At 64.0% G+C, this 15993-nt stretch carries 13 protein-coding genes; 6 read left to right on the top strand and 7 right to left on the bottom strand.

What is annotated here, in order from left to right:
* Positions 1–761 (top strand): DoxX family protein (locus FHG09_RS19870; RefSeq protein WP_193627418.1); only part of this gene is annotated, 761 nt, incomplete at its 5' end.
* An 80-nt stretch (positions 762–841) separates the two neighbouring features.
* On the opposite strand, the gene FHG09_RS16665 is transcribed toward FHG09_RS19870, so the two are convergent.
* Positions 842–1954 carry a DUF6882 domain-containing protein gene (locus FHG09_RS16665; protein ID WP_152348759.1) on the bottom strand — a complete coding sequence of 371 codons (1113 nt, stop codon included), beginning with the start codon at positions 1952–1954 and terminating at the stop codon, positions 842–844.
* 215 nt (positions 1955–2169) lie between these two features.
* Here FHG09_RS16665 and FHG09_RS16660 point away from each other — a divergent pair, with 215 nt between their 5' ends.
* From FHG09_RS16660 to FHG09_RS16640, 5 genes are all read left to right on the top strand, one after another.
* Complete coding sequence (locus tag FHG09_RS16660) at positions 2170–3903, top strand: ABC transporter ATP-binding protein (RefSeq protein WP_152348758.1); 1734 nt, start codon at positions 2170–2172, stop codon at positions 3901–3903.
* A gap of 1 nt (position 3904) precedes the next feature.
* The gene (locus FHG09_RS16655; RefSeq protein WP_319803270.1) at positions 3905–6025 is read left to right on the top strand and encodes an ABC transporter ATP-binding protein; all 2121 of its coding nucleotides are present in this window, start codon (positions 3905–3907) and stop codon (positions 6023–6025) included.
* A gap of 395 nt (positions 6026–6420) precedes the next feature.
* Positions 6421–8100, top strand: coding sequence for an LPXTG cell wall anchor domain-containing protein (locus FHG09_RS16650; RefSeq protein WP_152348757.1), 1680 nt, complete (start codon positions 6421–6423; stop codon positions 8098–8100).
* A 267-nt stretch (positions 8101–8367) separates the two neighbouring features.
* Positions 8368–8862 carry a peptidoglycan-binding domain-containing protein gene (locus FHG09_RS16645; protein WP_152348756.1) on the top strand — a complete coding sequence of 165 codons (495 nt, stop codon included), beginning with the start codon at positions 8368–8370 and terminating at the stop codon, positions 8860–8862.
* A 488-nt stretch (positions 8863–9350) separates the two neighbouring features.
* The gene (locus tag FHG09_RS16640; RefSeq protein ID WP_152348755.1) at positions 9351–10133 is read left to right on the top strand and encodes a hypothetical protein; all 783 of its coding nucleotides are present in this window, start codon (positions 9351–9353) and stop codon (positions 10131–10133) included.
* Between the two features lie 126 nt (positions 10134–10259).
* Here the strand turns inward: FHG09_RS16640 and purQ are convergent, their stop codons facing one another.
* The 6 genes from purQ to FHG09_RS16610 all read right to left on the bottom strand — a co-directional run bounded on the left by purQ (position 10260) and on the right by FHG09_RS16610 (position 15993).
* On the bottom strand, positions 10260–10997 hold the full coding sequence (purQ, locus tag FHG09_RS16635; RefSeq protein WP_152348754.1) for a phosphoribosylformylglycinamidine synthase subunit PurQ: 738 nt from the start codon (positions 10995–10997) through the stop codon (positions 10260–10262).
* Positions 10994–11251 (bottom strand): phosphoribosylformylglycinamidine synthase subunit PurS, encoded by a 258-nt coding sequence (purS, locus tag FHG09_RS16630; protein WP_039208104.1) that lies wholly within the window; start codon positions 11249–11251, stop codon positions 10994–10996. The genes purQ and purS overlap by 4 nt, the downstream gene beginning before the upstream one ends.
* Positions 11252–11439: 188 nt before the next feature.
* Positions 11440–12900 (bottom strand): NAD(P)/FAD-dependent oxidoreductase, encoded by a 1461-nt coding sequence (locus FHG09_RS16625; RefSeq protein ID WP_152348753.1) that lies wholly within the window; start codon positions 12898–12900, stop codon positions 11440–11442.
* Positions 12901–13029: 129 nt separating this feature from the next.
* Positions 13030–13893, bottom strand: a complete 864-nt coding sequence (locus FHG09_RS16620; protein WP_152348752.1) for an ABC transporter permease — start codon at positions 13891–13893, stop codon at positions 13030–13032.
* 1 nt (position 13894) lies between these two features.
* Positions 13895–14833 carry an ABC transporter permease gene (locus FHG09_RS16615; RefSeq protein WP_152348751.1) on the bottom strand — a complete coding sequence of 313 codons (939 nt, stop codon included), beginning with the start codon at positions 14831–14833 and terminating at the stop codon, positions 13895–13897.
* Positions 14830–15993, bottom strand: coding sequence for a spermidine/putrescine ABC transporter substrate-binding protein (locus tag FHG09_RS16610; protein ID WP_193627417.1), 1164 nt, complete (start codon positions 15991–15993; stop codon positions 14830–14832). The genes FHG09_RS16615 and FHG09_RS16610 overlap by 4 nt, the downstream gene beginning before the upstream one ends.

Below are 15993 nucleotides of genomic sequence, written 5' to 3'. Positions count from 1 at the left end.
CCCCCGTCAGGGAGCAAAAGGGCGGGGAACCCTATTTCGGAGCAATCGGCGCACTCGTCGCGACGGTCGATATGAGCGTCGTATTCCTCCTCAATCTGACCTTCGACGTGCCCGTGAAGCAGCTCTCCGGAGCGATGGCGCTTGTCGGCATCGTACTGCTCATCCACAATGTCCCTCGAGCGGTGGGATTCGCTCTCGGTCGCAGCACCGGACCCGGGGTCAGCGGGCACATCTGGCGCAATCGGATCTACCTCCGGATCACTCGCCGGGTCTCGTCGATACTCGCCGTCATCATCCTGGTCGGAAGCGGTCTTGCTGCTGGTATCAGTTTCGATTGGGGGCGTCCTGGGTCGCCGGAGGAGATCTCGGGTGTCTACGCTGTCACTGCGTCAGGCAAGCCGGCTCCGATCGAGGGCACCGGTCATACGACTGAGGACATCACTCAGATCGCCTTCGGTCAGATCGGATCCGGCAAGGACAGGAGGATGAGCGTGCGGTACTCCGACGGAGACTTCCAGGACGGCCTCTACAGCGTCGACGACCAGACGATCACAGTGGAGCTGTACCCGGTGCGGAAAGGCGCTCAGACGCTCATCCGCGACTCCTCTGGCAAACTCGAGTTCCGGTACTCGAAGACCGGAGGAGAGGAGTTCTCGCTGCACACTGACGACGGGGAGTTGACACTGTACAACGATGAGGAGCGACGGTTCCTCTTCGACCGCGGCTTCCACTGGGCTCCCGAGGCACCCGTCAATCGCTGAAGACCGGTGAATCGCTTGGGGCCCCGCCGACCGGCGGGGCCCCAAGTCATCTGTCAGCGACCAACCAGCTCAGCTGAGCATCAGCGCCCGAACAGCTTCGAGAACAGCCCCTTCTTCTTCGGCTTGGTCTCCTCGGCAGACTCTTCTTCGACTGGTGTCTCCGCTTCGGCAGGTTCGACAGGCTTGTCTCCTCGCGGCTGCTCTGCTTCCGGCCGCTTCCGCTCCTGCGACGTGTCTGTGCCTTCTGACGCGGGTTCGGCAACCTCGTCGGCCTGAGCTCCGGCGGCCGCGGACGACTCCGCAGCGGGCTCCTCGACCGTCGCCGACTCTGTATGGGGGGCCGCTTCTGCCTGAGTCGGCGTGGGGGCCACGGGGGCCGTCGTCGAAGGTGCGGCAGTCTCTTCCGCGGCGGGAGCGGGAGTCGAGCCCGGCGTACGGGAGGCGGCGGCCGCCTCGGCGGGGGTGCCAGCGGAAGCCGCAGCGGCGGCGAACTGCTCAGCGGCCTCGCCCTCAAGGGGCGCATTCAGATCGCAGTTGGAGATTCGGCGCTGATCGTCGAAGGACAGGTCCGCGGATCCATCGGCGAACAGCATCCGCAGGCCCCCATCGGGGAGCTCTGCCGTCGGAATGCCGCGCTTGGCAACGTACGATGCGATGGCCGCGCGGTGATCGGTCACCGTCGTCTGTGTCAGCCCCTGCATGAGCGCACGCACCGAGACCTTGACCTGCGGGGTGGGCAGTGCGATCTCGGCGGCATCGACGAGCAGCCACACCGTGGTTCCGGCGCCGGCAGCGGCAGGGTAGTGGGCCCATTTGTCGGTGGCCTCCTTCGAGGCCAGAGTCAGACGCAGTGCGAGCTCCTCATCGAGGTTGAGTTCGGCGGTCGTGAGCTCGCTGACGTCCTCAGCGGCGCCGAACTTGCGCACCTCGTGGGAGAGGCCGACGACGGCGTCGGGGAAGTCGTTGACGTTCTCCCACCCCCACAGCCACGTCTTCTCCCGATCCGACTCCGAACCGACCAGATGCGGCCTGGCGCGCAGGACGACACCGTCGGCAGACGTGAACGTCAGGTGCGGGTCGGCGCTGAAGTCGACTTCCCATTCGGCGTCGGCGATGCGCGCACCGAAATGCGTCTGCACCTCAGTTGAGTAGAAAACGGCGCGATTGACCAGGTCCTGCAGAGTTGAGCTCATGCTGTCAAGCGTATGCGGGAGCGCTCGAGAATCGAGGAGGCACGCGGTGCGATGGTCGTGTCAGTGCCTCATGGTGAGGTAGGGATCTCAACTGACCGGCCCGATCCGTCGCCTGAACGCCTACCTCCGAGAGGAGAATCCATGTAAGGTAGTCTGTTGCGCTTTGCAACTCTCACGACTCAATCATCAGTCACTCATCACTCAGGACGTTCAACGTGGCACTACTCCGCCTGTCCCTGAAATACGCCGGAAACTACTGGCCGTTCATCATCCTGGTCGTCATCCTGCAGCTGGCCTCGACCATTGCTGCGCTGTACCTGCCCAGCCTCAATGCTCGGATCATCGACGAAGGTGTTGCCAAGGGCGACACGGACTTCATCTGGTCGACGGGCATGACGATGCTGCTCGTCTGCCTCGTCCAGGTCATCACCGCGATCACCGCAATCTACTTCGGCGCACGGACGGGAATGGGCGTCGGCCGGGACCTCCGGCGCGCCATCTACCGGCAGGTCGACGACCTGTCGATGCTCGAAGTCGGAAAGTTCGGATCCGCTACCCTCATCACCCGCAACACCAATGACGTCCAGCAGGTTCAGATGCTGGTGCTCATGACCCTGAACTTCATGGTCTCGACACCGATCATGTGCATCGGCGGCATCATCATGGCGCTGCGTGAAGACGCGGGGCTGTCCTGGTTGGTGTGGGTGTCCGTGCCCGTCCTCTTCGTCGTCGTCGCCATCCTCGTCTACCTCCTCATGCCGCTGTTCCGCCGCATGCAGGATCAGGTCGATGACATCAACGGCGTCCTGCGCGAACAGATCACGGGCATCCGGGTCATCCGCGCCTTCGTCCGCGAACCCTTCGAAACCGACCGCTACGCCGACGCCAACCGTGCCCTGACCGAAACCTCGGTCAAGGTCGGCAACCTGTTCGTCCTCATGTTCCCCGCCATCATGATGATCCTCCACCTCGCGACCGCCGCCGTCCTGTGGTTCGGAGGTCACCGGGTCGACGCCGGACAGATGGAAGTGGGATCGCTGACCGCGTTCCTGCAGTACCTGCTGCAGATCCTCGTGGCCGTGATGATGGGCGTGTTCATGATGATGATGATTCCGCGCGCCGTCGTCTGCGCCGAACGCATCGCCGAGATCCTCGATACCCGCAGCACGATGGCGATTCCGTCCGGTGTCACGGAGATGCCCGGCCGTGGTGAGCTCGAATTCCGCAATGTCACCTTCGGATACCCCGGCGCCGAGGTGGCCGTCCTCGAAGGCTTGAGCTTCACCGCCCAGCCCGGTACGACCACCGCGATCATCGGATCGACCGGTGCCGGGAAGTCGACGATCGTCAACCTCATCCCCAGACTCATCGACCCGCAGGAAGGCGAGATCCTCATCGACGGCACCCCCGTCACCGACTTCAACCGCCACCAGCTGGCTCAGCTGATCGGTCTGGTACCGCAGAAGCCGTACCTGTTCTCCGGAACAATCGCCTCGAACCTGCGATTCGGCAATGACGACGCCACCGATGAGGAGCTGTGGGAGGCCCTGCGCATCGCTCAGGCCGACGATTTCGTTGCCGAGAAGGAGGACCGCCTCGGGGAACGCGTGGCCCAGGGAGGCACGAACTATTCGGGCGGGCAGCGTCAGCGGCTGTGCATCGCCAGAGCCCTGACGGTGAAGCCGCAGATCTATGTCTTCGACGATTCGTTCTCCGCCCTCGACGTCGCCACCGACGCACGGCTGCGGGCAGCCCTCGACGAATCGACGGGGGAGGCCACGGTCATCGTCGTGGCCCAACGCGTGTCGACGATCCGCGACGCCGATCAGATCATCGTCCTCGAAGCCGGGAAGATCGTCGGCCGTGGCACGCATGAGGAACTCGCCGAGTCGAACTCGACCTACCGCGAGATCATCGAATCGCAGCTGACCACGGAAGAGGTGAACTGACATGGCCGACGACACCTCAACAGAGACCGTGGTGGCACCGGAAGACGAATACATCCCCAGCGGTGAAGAGCTCGAGATGAGCGGAGGCACACCTCCGCGCAAGGCCAAGCACTTCTGGCCCTCGGTCAAACGGCTGTTCGGACTCATGGCCACCGAGAAGAAGGGCATGATCTACGTCGTCGCCCTCGTCGTCGGCTCCGTCGTCCTCACCGTCATCGCACCCAAGGTGCTCGGCAAAGCGATGGACGTCGTCTACTCCGGCATCATCGGCGCTCAGCTGCCCGAGGGCGCGAACATCGACGACATCATCGCCGGCGCCCGCGCCGAAGGGCGGGACGACTTCGCCGATATGCTCGCCACCGCCGAGGTGGTCCCCGGACAGGGGATCGACTTCACTGCCCTCGGGCAGATCATCATCGTCGTCCTGCTCATGTACCTCGTTGCCTCGATGCTCATGTGGGCACAGGGCTATATCCTCAACGCCCTGGTCATGCGCGTGGTCTACCGACTCCGTGAGGACATCGAACGCAAGATCAACCGGCTGCCGCTGCGCTATTTCGACACCCGTCAGCGCGGCGACGTGATGTCGCGAGTGACCAACGACGTCGACAACATTCAGCAGGCCCTGCAGCAGGCGTTCTCGCAGCTCGTGCAGTCGGCACTGACGATCATCGGCATCGGCGTGATGATGTTCATCGTGTCCTGGCAGCTCGCACTGCTGGCTCTCATCGCCCTGCCGCTGTCGGCGATCATCGCCGGTGTCATCGGCACCCGGTCGCAGAAGCTGTTCAAAGCACAGTGGAAGCACACCGGGGAGGTCAACGGGCACGTCGAAGAATCGTTCTCCGGCCTCGACATCGTCCGCGCCTTCGGCCGTGACGAGGTCATGCTCGAGGAGTTCGACCGGCGCAACGAATCGCTGTACAAGGCTTCGGCGGGAGCACAGTTCGTCTCCGGCATGATCATGCCCTCGATGCAGTTCGTGTCCTACCTCAGCTACGTCCTCATCGCCGTCGCCGGCGGACTCAAGGTTGCGACGGGACAGATGACGCTCGGCGATGCGACCGCGTTCATCCAGTACTCACGCGAGTTCTCACAGCCGATCTCCGAGATGGCCGGCGTCGCGAACATGCTTCAGTCCGGTGTCGCCTCGGCGGAGCGGACCTTCGAGCTGCTCGACGCCGAAGAGGAGGACCCTGACGAGGTGCAGCGGGAGCTGCCGCCGCGCACTCCCGGCAAGGTCGAGTTCTCTGAAGTGAGCTTCCGCTACGCTCCGGAGATGCCTCTCATCGAACAGGTGTCCTTCACCGCGGAACCGGGTCATACGGTGGCGATCGTCGGTCCGACGGGTGCCGGCAAGACCACCTTGGTCAACCTCGTGATGCGCTTCTACGAGATCACGGGAGGGACCATCTTCCTCGACGGCATCGACACCCGCGACCTCAGCCGCGCCGACCTGCGTTCCCATGTGGGCATGGTGCTTCAGGACGCGTGGCTGTTCGAGGGCACGATCGCCGACAACATCCGCTACGGTCGGCTGGACGCCACCGATGAGGAAGTCATCGCGGCCGCCAAGGCGACGATGGTCGACAGGTTCGTGCGGCAGCTGCCCGACGGCTACGACACCGTCATCGATTCCGACGGCGGCAGCGTCTCGGCCGGCGAGCGGCAGCTGATCACCATCGCCCGAGCCTTCCTCGCCGACCCCTCGCTGCTCATCCTCGATGAGGCGACCTCCTCGGTCGACACCCGCACCGAGGTGCTCGTGCAGCAGGCGATGGCGGCTCTGCGGAGCGATCGGACGTCGTTCGTCATCGCCCACCGACTGTCGACGATCCGCGACGCCCACACCATCCTCGTGATGGAGGACGGAGCGATCGTCGAACACGGCAATCACGATGAGCTGCTCGCCGCCGAAGGCGCCTACCACCGGCTGTACATGTCGCAGTTCCGCGGGGAGGACGCCGAGGAGCAGTTCACCGCCGAAGTCCTCGCCGAGACCGAACCCGGTGGACCGGTCGACGAGGCGGCGACCTCCGGCGGTGGCGATGCGGACGGGATGAATGACGACGGTGGAAGCGCCGCGGTTCGGGCAGCGGAAGATCCCCCGCAAAAGGCCTGAACCTTCACCAGAGTCGCAGGGTCCCCGAACTCGGGGACCCTGCGACGCATCCACCGCGGAAATCAGGCAGCGGGCGAGAAACCGGCATAACGTTTTTCGTGCCCATAATGCCGAAGTCGACCCAAACGTGACCCTGTCCTGAACAACGGGCCGTGCGGATCGGCTGGCTGATTCGAGGCTGCTGTGCTGGTCAGCGCGCAGCCTCGGGCTAAATGGACTGGGTTGCCGGAATCGGGATGGGCGAACGATGTTGCGAAGTGATAAATATTCGGCAAAACCGCTCTATCACTTCTGTCATGACCTAAATGAACTAAAGTCGTGCGCGCTCGATTGCCTGCGTATGGTCCTTGACACAACTGAAAACGGCAACCGGCCAGAACTCTGGAAGGACCATCATGAAACGGTTGGCAATGGCGGCAACATTCGCTTTGGCTCTCTCCATCGGTGGAGTGAGCCCGGCGGCCGCGCAGGCAGACGACAGTTCACCCTCTGAATCGACAGACATCCGGGCCGCAGGAGACGCAGGCAACGCGAGCGGCGACACCCCGGGATCAGAGAATCCACCCACGGGCCCCGGCGAGGACGCCGCAGATCCCGGCGACGACGGAACACCCACCGAACCCGGTGACGGGGAGGACTCCGCTGATCCGGGAGGCGAGGAGAACGCCGCCGATCCGGACGAAGGCTCAGATGAGCCGACCGAGGAGTCGAGCCCGATCGACGCCTCGTTCTCCCTCGACCAGCCGACGATGCCGGTCGACGATGCGGCGGAAGCCATCCCCTACACGATCACCGGCCTCGAGGCAGGAGACACCGTCACCGCCGATCCCGGCGAGAACGGCTCCGTCACCGTCGACAGCGACGGAACGTTCAACGGAGAGCTCCGCGGCAACACCGAGCTCAAGGTCGGCGATGTCGTCGACGTCACTGTGACTGTCGCCCGCGACGGTCAGGAGTCGAAGACGTTCACCGGCAGCGTGGAGATCACCGAGAACCACGACGACTCGGATGCAGCCGTCAGCGTCGATCCGCAGAGTCAAGGCATCGATTCGTACCTCGACAACGGCGTCGACATCACCGTGAGCAGCTGCGAGGCGGGCGAAGAGGTGACCGTCACCATCGTCCGCAAGGGCGACGACACGAACATCTGGGAAGAGACGAAGACCGCCGGCGACGACGGTGCGGTATCCACGTCCTTCATGCCCGGCACAGGAGGCGATGGATGGATCGGTGACTTCGTGGTCAGCGCGAAGTGCGGTGACGAGAGCGCCGAGACGACATACTCGGTCACTGAGAACGACGACGGATCCGATGCTGATCTCAGCGTGACTCCACAGAGCCAGGAGTTGGCCGACTTCCTCGAGAACGGCGTCAACATCACTCTCGTCAACTGCCATGTCGACTCCGACGTGAAGTTCCAAGTGAGCTCCGCAAAAGACCCCGACACCGTGATCTGGGACGAGACCCAGGAAGCCGGTGAAGACGCAGCCGGATCCGCCCAGTTCGTCCCCGACGGCGACGGCGGCCAAGGGTGGGTCGGAGACTTCATCGTCCAGGCTTCCTGCGGCGACAAGAGCGCAGAGACCACGTTCACTGTCACCGATGACGGCAGCGTCGTCGACCCGAAGCTCTCGATCGACCCCGAGCGAATCTCCGGAGTCGACTTCATCGACAGGGACAAGGGCGTGCAGATGACAATCACCGACTGCGCAGCGGACGCCGAGGTCCATTTCGAGGTGTACTCCGGGGACAAGAGCGAGAAGCTCTACGAGCAGACCGCAACGGCTGATGAGGACGGCGCAGCCGGAATCCAGGTCTATGGCCTCGGTGACGATCCGGCATACTACGTCGGCAGCTATCAGGTCTTTGCCGACTGCATGGATGTCAGCAGATCAGGCGAGTTCGTCGTCACCGGCGGCGGGGACGAAGGGGAGTCCGGCGAAGCCGGCGGCTCCGGAGGGGGCTCATCGATGCCGCGCACCGGTGCCGAACTCACCGGGCTGACTGCAGGCGCTCTGCTCATCCTCGGCGGTGCAGCGGCCATCGGCTTGGCCCGCCGGAAGAACAAGGACTGACAGTGACCGGTGACCCGTCGGGTTGGTGACTCCACCCGGCCCGACGGCGAGAGGCGGTCCTGGCGGAAAGGGTCGGCCCCGGATCCTCGACTTCGAGTCGAAGAACCGGGGCCGATCTGTGCTGTGCTCGCGCGCATCGCCGAGCCAGTTCGCGTGCACCTCCATTGAGTCTCGTCGGAACCTTGATGGTGCAGGACCACCGGACCTAGCTTGGTCGTCATGGCGGCAAGGAAGCTTCCATGACATCAATGAAGAAGGAGCAGAATCATGGCCAATCCCGGACAGCCCACAATCAGACGCGGCGACACAGGCACCACAGTCCTGCGGGCTCAGCGAGCCCTGCGGAGAACCCCCGATCTCAGCGTCGATGTCGACGGTGATTTCGGTCCCGACACCGAAGCGGGGGTGAAGCGATTCCAGGAGGGTGCCGGACTGACGGTCGACGGAATCGTCGGAGACGAAACCTGGGAGGCCCTGCCGAACGGCGGGCCGATGCCCCTGCTGCAGACCGGGTCGAATGGCGATGTCGTCCGCGATCTCCAGGAGGTCCTCATCGCCGGAGCGGACAGTGGCGACTGGCCGTCGCCAGGCGAAGCCGACGGAGACTTCGGGACCGGCACCGAAGAGTCCGTGGAGGGCTTTCAGAACTGGGGCGGGGTCGACTCCGACGGCATCGTCGGAGACAAGACCTGGGCCGTATCGCTGCACGCGACGAACAGCACTTTAGAGTCTGCTGTCGGACTCGACTGGGCCGAGGACTGAGTCCGTCCAGGATGCTGCTGACGATTGCGGTCCCCTCTTCCGGAGTCGCGAGCAGGGGACCGCAACCTGGAATCTCCGAAATCGGCGATAACAATCCAGCCTGCCGAATTCTGCGAAGTGATGACGATGTGATCGGCAAGCTGATCAGGACTTGTGCGCGCTTATCAGCTCGCCGTTTCTGACAGGGTCCGGTCCGACTTGGCCACGCTGGGCCAGAGCGGATGACCAGGAACGACAGCGCCGCCTCGGCGAGGGGCCGTTGCGAGCGGAACTCGAATCTGAAAGTCGGCTCAGTGTTCGATTCGGCAGGTCACGTTGACGTCTCGAAACAGATCGAAATGCTGTTTCGAAGTTGTCATGACCACAATGATCAGAACTCCACAGAACCCTTTCGTCCTGCCTAAGGTCGCACCACAACCGAATACGGCAGAACATCCCGGCGACGTTTTCCGGACATCGCTGGCAAGGACGAAAGAAGGACGATCACAATGAAGAAGCTCGCACTCGCCGCGACCGTCGCCCTCGGCATCTCGGCTTTCGCCGCCGGACCGACGGCCGCTTCGAGTCTCGACGCCGCACCTTCGGGCTCTGTGCCAACCGACGGAAATCACTCGAGCGAATCTGCGGCAGCAGAGGAGGAAGGCTCGGAGGACGACCCCAAGTCTCACGATGAAGATCTGGCGCTGCGATACGCGACGATGACGCTGTACGAGGTCGCCCACGGCAAGGGCATCGAATACACCGTCGATGGGCTCAAAGCCGGGGACGTCGTCACCACGAACCTCAACGACAAGAAGTCCGTGGTGAAGAAGGACGGGCCCTTCGATGGTTCGGTTGTCGTGGACAAGGAACCGGATGTTCCGACAGACGTTCCGTTCACGGTCTATGTCGAACGCGACGGTGAGACAGTGAAGGAGATGTTCACCAGAGTCGACCTCATCGCGGAGGGCGATCGAGGTGAATACGACGATGGCACTCTGTTGGTGCATCCAGAGGAGGAAACGAACGACACGGTTCTCGGCACCGACGGAGTCAATCTCACAATGGTCAACTGCTCGGCCGAAGACGAGATCGTGTTCCGAGTGTTCAAGAAGAACACGGATGGTCAGACGAAGGTCTGGGAAAAGCGCCAACTCGCCGGTGAAGATGAGTCCGCATCAGTCAGATACGTGGCGGATTCCAGTAAGGAGCTGTGGGGCAAATACGTCATCACTGCAGAATGCGGCGACCTTGAGGACTCGGCGCCACTGAGGGTGTACATCGACGAATAGAGGCCCGTGATCACTCCACCCGTCAACAGGATGCAAACGACGCCAGGTCCTTAACTCAGAACACTGGTTCTGAGTTAAGGAACTGGCGTCGTTCGTCTGTCGGTGCCTCCGGGGCAGTCGGTCGGCTCAGCCCTTGGCGACGAGGGTGCGCACGGCCGAGGAGAAGACCCCCTGACCGTCGATTCCGCCGCCGGACTCGGGGCCGAAACCGGCCTCGACGGCGTGTTCGGGGTGCGGCATGAGGCCGACGACATTGCCTGCTTCGTTCGTGATTCCGGCGATGTCTCGCAGAGACCCGTTCGGGTTGAAGCCCTGGTAGCGGAAGACCACGCGTCCGGTGGATTCGAGTTCGTCGAGCACCTCGTCGGTGGCGACGAACCCGCCCTCACCGTTCTTCAGCGGAATGCGGATCGTCTGACCCTGCTCGTAGTCGCTTGTCCACGCGGTGTTCGCGTTCTCCACGACCAGGTCCTGGTCGCGGCAGATGAAATGCTGGTGATCGTTGCGGATGAGCGCACCGGGCAGCAGGCGGGATTCGCAGAGGATCTGGAAGCCGTTGCAGATGCCGAGCACCGGCATACCGGCATTCGCCGCGGCGACGACGGACTCCATGATCGGAGCGAAACCGGCGATCGCACCGCAGCGCAGGTAGTCGCCATAGGAGAAACCGCCGGGCAGGATGACGGCGTCGACTCCGGACAGGGTCGAATCCGCATGCCACAGGTTCACCGGTTTCGCTCCAGCCAGGCGCACGGCGCGGGCGGCGTCGCGGTCATCAAGTGTTCCGGGGAACGTGACGACTCCGACGGAGACCGCGGACTCGGCAGCCGCCTCGGCGGTGGGGTCAGCGGCGACAGCGGTCACGAGGCATCCTCGGCCACACGCACTGCCACAACGTTTTCGATCACGGGATTCGACAGAAGCTTCTCCGCGGCTTCGCGCGCCTGGGCGAGGACTTCCTCGGTGGCTTCGCCTTCGACCTCGAGTTCGAATCTCTTGCCCTGACGAACCTCACCGAACCCGGTGAAGCCCAGACGGGTCAGCCCGCCGGAGATCGCCTTGCCTTGGGGGTCAAGGATCTCGGGTTTGGGCATCACCTCAACGACGACACGTGCCATGCGTGTACTGCTCCTTTGTGAAAGTGTTCGGGAGTTCCTCCCGCGCTCACCCAGAGTCTACCAAGCATGCCAGGTGGCCCGGCCCGCGGTCCGGACGCCGAAACGGCGTCGGCAGGGGAGTTGGGCGCCGCGCAGGGGAGCGAGGAGAACGGCGCCGGCCGGAGTGTGCGACGGGCCCCGACGTGAGCTCAAGAATCGAAGCCCATGCCCACCGCATCGAGGACCTTGAGCAGAGGCCCACGTCGGCCCTCGTTCTCATCGGCCTTGACCAGCGCATTCGTCGTCATCTTGATGCCCAGCCAGGCCGCCGGCTCGGGCGGGAACGGCAGCGGCAGCTTGCGCACCATCTCGAGCTCGGTCAGCTCTGTGTCCTCACCGGAGAGCAGATCGAGCATGACTGTGCCGGCGAACCGGGAGGCGCCGACTCCGAGACCGGTGAACCCGGCGGCCATCGCAACCTTCCTCCCATAGGCGGAGGTGAAGAACGAGAAGAACCGTGAGCACGTGTCGATCGGCCCGCCCCATTTGTGGGTGAACTTCAATCCGATCAGCTGTGGGAAGGTGGCGAAGAAGTGCTCGGCGAGGGTCTCGAAGGTCTCGGGCCGCTGGTCGTATTTCGACGACACCTGGCGTCCGAAATGATAGACGGCGTCCCAGCCGCCGAAGAGGATCCGGTTGTCCGCGGTCAGCCGGTAGTAGTGGAAGCGATTCGCACAGTCGCCGATGCCCTGGCGACCCTCCCAGCCGATCGCAGCCATCTGCTCATCGCTGAGAGGCTCGGTCATCAGCGCGTAGTCGTAGACGGGGACCGTATGCAGGCTCACCCGCTTGAGCAGGGACGGGAAGACGTTCGTCGCCAGGGCCACGCGCTTCGCGGTGATCGTCGACGATGATCGCGACGAGGCGGCCGCCCCCGATTCGCCGTCCGTGCCCGATCCGCTGCTCGCCGTGCCTGCCTCGCCGGTGGGCTCGGTGGTGACCTCGACGGTGGTCTTCCGGTTGCGCACGTCCGTGACTTTCGTGCCTTCGAAGACCTCGACTCCGAGTTCGCGGATGACGCGCAGCAGCTCCCAGCACAGCTTCGCCGGGTGGACCATCGCGACCTCGCGAGAATCCCACAGCGCAGCCTTGTACGTAGGCGACTTCACCAACGTCGCCAGCTGCTCCTGGTCAAAGAAGATTAAACCGGAATCCGGATCGTGAGCCTCCCGCAGCTCGGCGACCTGGTAGTCCTCGGTGGCGACATCGAGCTCTCCCGTACGTTCGAACTCGACGTCCATCCCGTACTTCGCGACAGCGGCTTCGATGGCATCGAGGTTCTCCCGGCCCAGCTGCGCGAGCCGATCGTTCTCCTCCGGCAGGTGTGTCGCCCCGTTGTCATAGCCGTGCGTGAGGCTGGCCGCGCAGAATCCGCCATTGCGCCCCGAGGCGGCCCATCCGATCGTGTTCGCCTCGACAAGCACGACACGACGGTTCGGGTCCCGCTCCTTGGCCTGCAGAGCGGTCCACAGACCGGTGAACCCACCGCCGACGACGAGGAGGTCGGCCTCGCGGTTCTCCTGCAACGGCGGCAGCGGCTCCGGGCGGAGGTCGGTGTCGAGCCAGTACGGAATGGTCGAGGCGTCGGCCAATGTGGCATTGACGTCCATGTCACTTCACTTTCTTCACGGTGTGGTCGGTGTGCACTCTGCCGGTCAGCAGGTGCGGGTCGGGCGGAACGGAACACCACCTCGGCGAGGGGCCGGCGCAACGGTGGGCCGCCTCGGTGAGGGGATGCCTCAGGCAGCCATGGTCTTGATGATCTCCGTGGCGTTGCCGCCGGCCTTGCGCAGGACGAATCCGACGAAGCCCAGGGCCGCGAGGGTGAGCACGAACATCACCGTCGACATCGCCGCGACTTCGGGACGCAGGGCCACGCGGACGGCGGAGAAGATGTAGACCGGCCACGGGGTGTAGCCCGGCTGTTGGACGAAGCTCGAGAGGATCGTGTTGTCGAGGCTGACGGTGAACGACATCAGAGCACCGGCGAGGATGCCGGGGGCCGCGATCGGCAGGGTGATGTCCTTGAATCGGTTCCACGGTGTCGCGCCGAGGTCGGCGGCGGCATCCTCGAGCTGGGTGTCCATGCCCGCGAGCCGGGCTCTGACGATGAACGTCACGATCGCCATGGAGAACATCGCATGGGAGATGATGAGTCGGACGAGGCCGTTGTTGAGCGGGGTGATGCCCCAGTCGACGCCGACGGTGACGAACCACGGCAGGAACGAGATGCCGTCGACGATCTCGGGTGTGACCAGGGTCAGTCCGAGGATCGCGGTCAGGCCGAGCGCCCACCATGCGCCCTTCTTCGCCCTGGCCAGAGCGACTCCGCCGAGGGTGCCGAAGATCGTCGAGACGATGGCGGTGCCGACAGCGGCCTGCAGGCTCGTGACGATGGAGGAGACGATGATGTCGTTGTTGATGCCGCTGATGTAGGCGTGCAGACCGAAGCCGCGGAAGTTCGCGAGCACCTTGCCGTTGTTGAACGAATAGGCGATGATCACCGCGATCGGCACAAACAGGTAGACGAAGACGAGGATGCCCCAGACGTGCAGGGCGATATCGGTCGGTGTCCGACGTGCGAACGTGTTCTTCTTCGGCATCTCAGGCCCTCCCGTCATGCAGCGGAACACTGTTGAGTCTGGCCGTGATCGCCTGCCCGAGCTTGAGCAGGCCGAATCCGACCCCGACGACGACCAGGGTGGAGATGATGAGGATCATCGCCATGGCCGCTCCGACCGCCCAGTTCTGCGCGGTGTTGAACTGATTGGCGATGAGCTGACCGACCATGGAGCCGCTCGCTCCGCCGAGGACGGTCGCCGTGACGTAGTCGCCGTTGAGCGGGATGAACACGAGCAGGCAGCCGGAGACGACTCCGGGCATCGCCATCGGCAGCGTCACCCGCATGAACGTCTTCACCTTCCCGGCGCCGAGGTCGTAGCTGGCCTCGCGCAGCTTCTTGCCCGAGGCGTCGATGGCGACGAACAGCGGCAGGATCATCAGCGGCAGATAGTTGTAGACGACGCCGATCTGCACGGCCGTTCGGGTGTAGAGGATGTCGAGAGGGCCGTCGAGCAGCCCGAGGCTCTGCATCCAATTCGACAGGAACCCGTCGGGGGAGAGCATGATCTGCCAGCCGAGCGTGCGCACGAGGAAGTTCGTCCAGAACGGCACCATCACCAATGCCAGAGCCAGAGACCTGCGGGCGGGTGCGACCTTGATCGCCAGCCAGTACGCGAACGGCAGGGCGATGAGCAGGCACAGCAGGGTGCCGAGCAGCGAGATGCGCAGGGTCGCGAAGAAGGTCGAGACGAAGCTTGCGCTCATCGCCTCCGGGTATCGGTCGAAGGACAGGCGATCGGTGGCGATGGCCGTGAACTGGTCGGGTTTGTATCCGAAGCTGTAGAAGACGATCAGCGCCAGGGGAATGATGAAGAAGAAGAGTGCATAGGCCCACGTCGGAAATGACATGGCCGCTGGGCCGAAGAACTTCGTCGCTGGTCTGGTCGGTCGTGACTGCTTCGGTCGTGTCTGAGTGCTCATGCTCCGCTCCTGGCCTGGGCGTCGGTGAGGATCTTCGTCCGGATCTGATCGGCCGGAGTCTGCTTGCTCGGTTCGAGACGGTCGAGGACCTTCTGCGCAGGGAAGATGAGGTCCTGCTCGTCGAGATCAGCCTTCTTCGCCTGCTCAGCCAGCCCTTTCGTCCCGATCGGGTAGCCGATGTAGTCGAGCTGGTCGACCGCGGTGTCCGGGGAGATCATCTGGTTGATGAAGGCGTGCGCGGAATCCGGGTGCGGGGCGCCGGTGGCGATCGCCCAGCAGTCCATCCACAGATTCGCCGAGGGGGTGGGGAACACGAACTTCCAGTTCTCCGGATCCCTGACCTCGGTCAGGCCCTGGCGGGCGTCTCCGTTGTAGGCGTGCAGGAGGGTGAAGCTGCCTTGGATCATGCTGGTGGCCGCATTGCCGACATAGGCCTTCACGTTCGGGGCCAGATCATCGACGATGATGTTGCGGGCCTTGTCGAGCTCCCCCTCGTCCTCGGTGTTGAGGCTGAAGCCGAGGGCTCCCAGGGCGATCGCCGAGACCTCCCACGGATCCTCGAGCAACGCGGTCGTCCCGGCCGCTTCCTTCTGCGCGGCGTCGAGGAAATCCTGCCAACTCGTCAGCCCCCGGTCGATCTTCGTCGTGTTGTAGACGAACCCCGTGGTGCCCCACGCCTTGCAGATCGAGTACGTGTTGTCCGGGTCGAAGTACTGATGCGTGAAGTTCGGATCCATGTGCTCGAAGTTCGGGATCAGGCTGAGGTCGAGCTCCTGGAGCAGATCGTGTTCGAGCATCTGCGGAATGTTCGACCCCGTCGGCACGACCACGTCGTAGCCGGACGTCCCGCGCGAGGTCGAGAGCTTCGCCACGAGCTCCTCGTTCGACCCGTAGGCGTCGACCTGGACGAGGATGTCGTGCTGGGACTTGAAGGCGTCGAGAAGTTCGGGATTGTCGTAGTCGCCCCACGAGTAGAGGTTGAGCTTCGATTCGAGCTTCCCGTCGGTCGGCGGCGACGCCGCCATCTTCGTGGTCTTCCCACAGGCGCTCAGCGCTCCGAGGCCGACCACGCCGAAACCGGCCAGCAGCGCTCGCCGGCTCAGCCTCGCCGAGGCGGCCCGCGGAGCCAGGAATGTCACATCGGGTCTCTTGGGTGCCAT

This window comes from Brevibacterium sp. CFH 10365, from assembly GCF_009299785.1.
GTDB classification, from domain to species: Bacteria; Actinomycetota; Actinomycetes; order Actinomycetales; family Brevibacteriaceae; genus Brevibacterium; species Brevibacterium limosum.
This window is presented reverse-complemented; position numbering and strand designations above follow the sequence as displayed.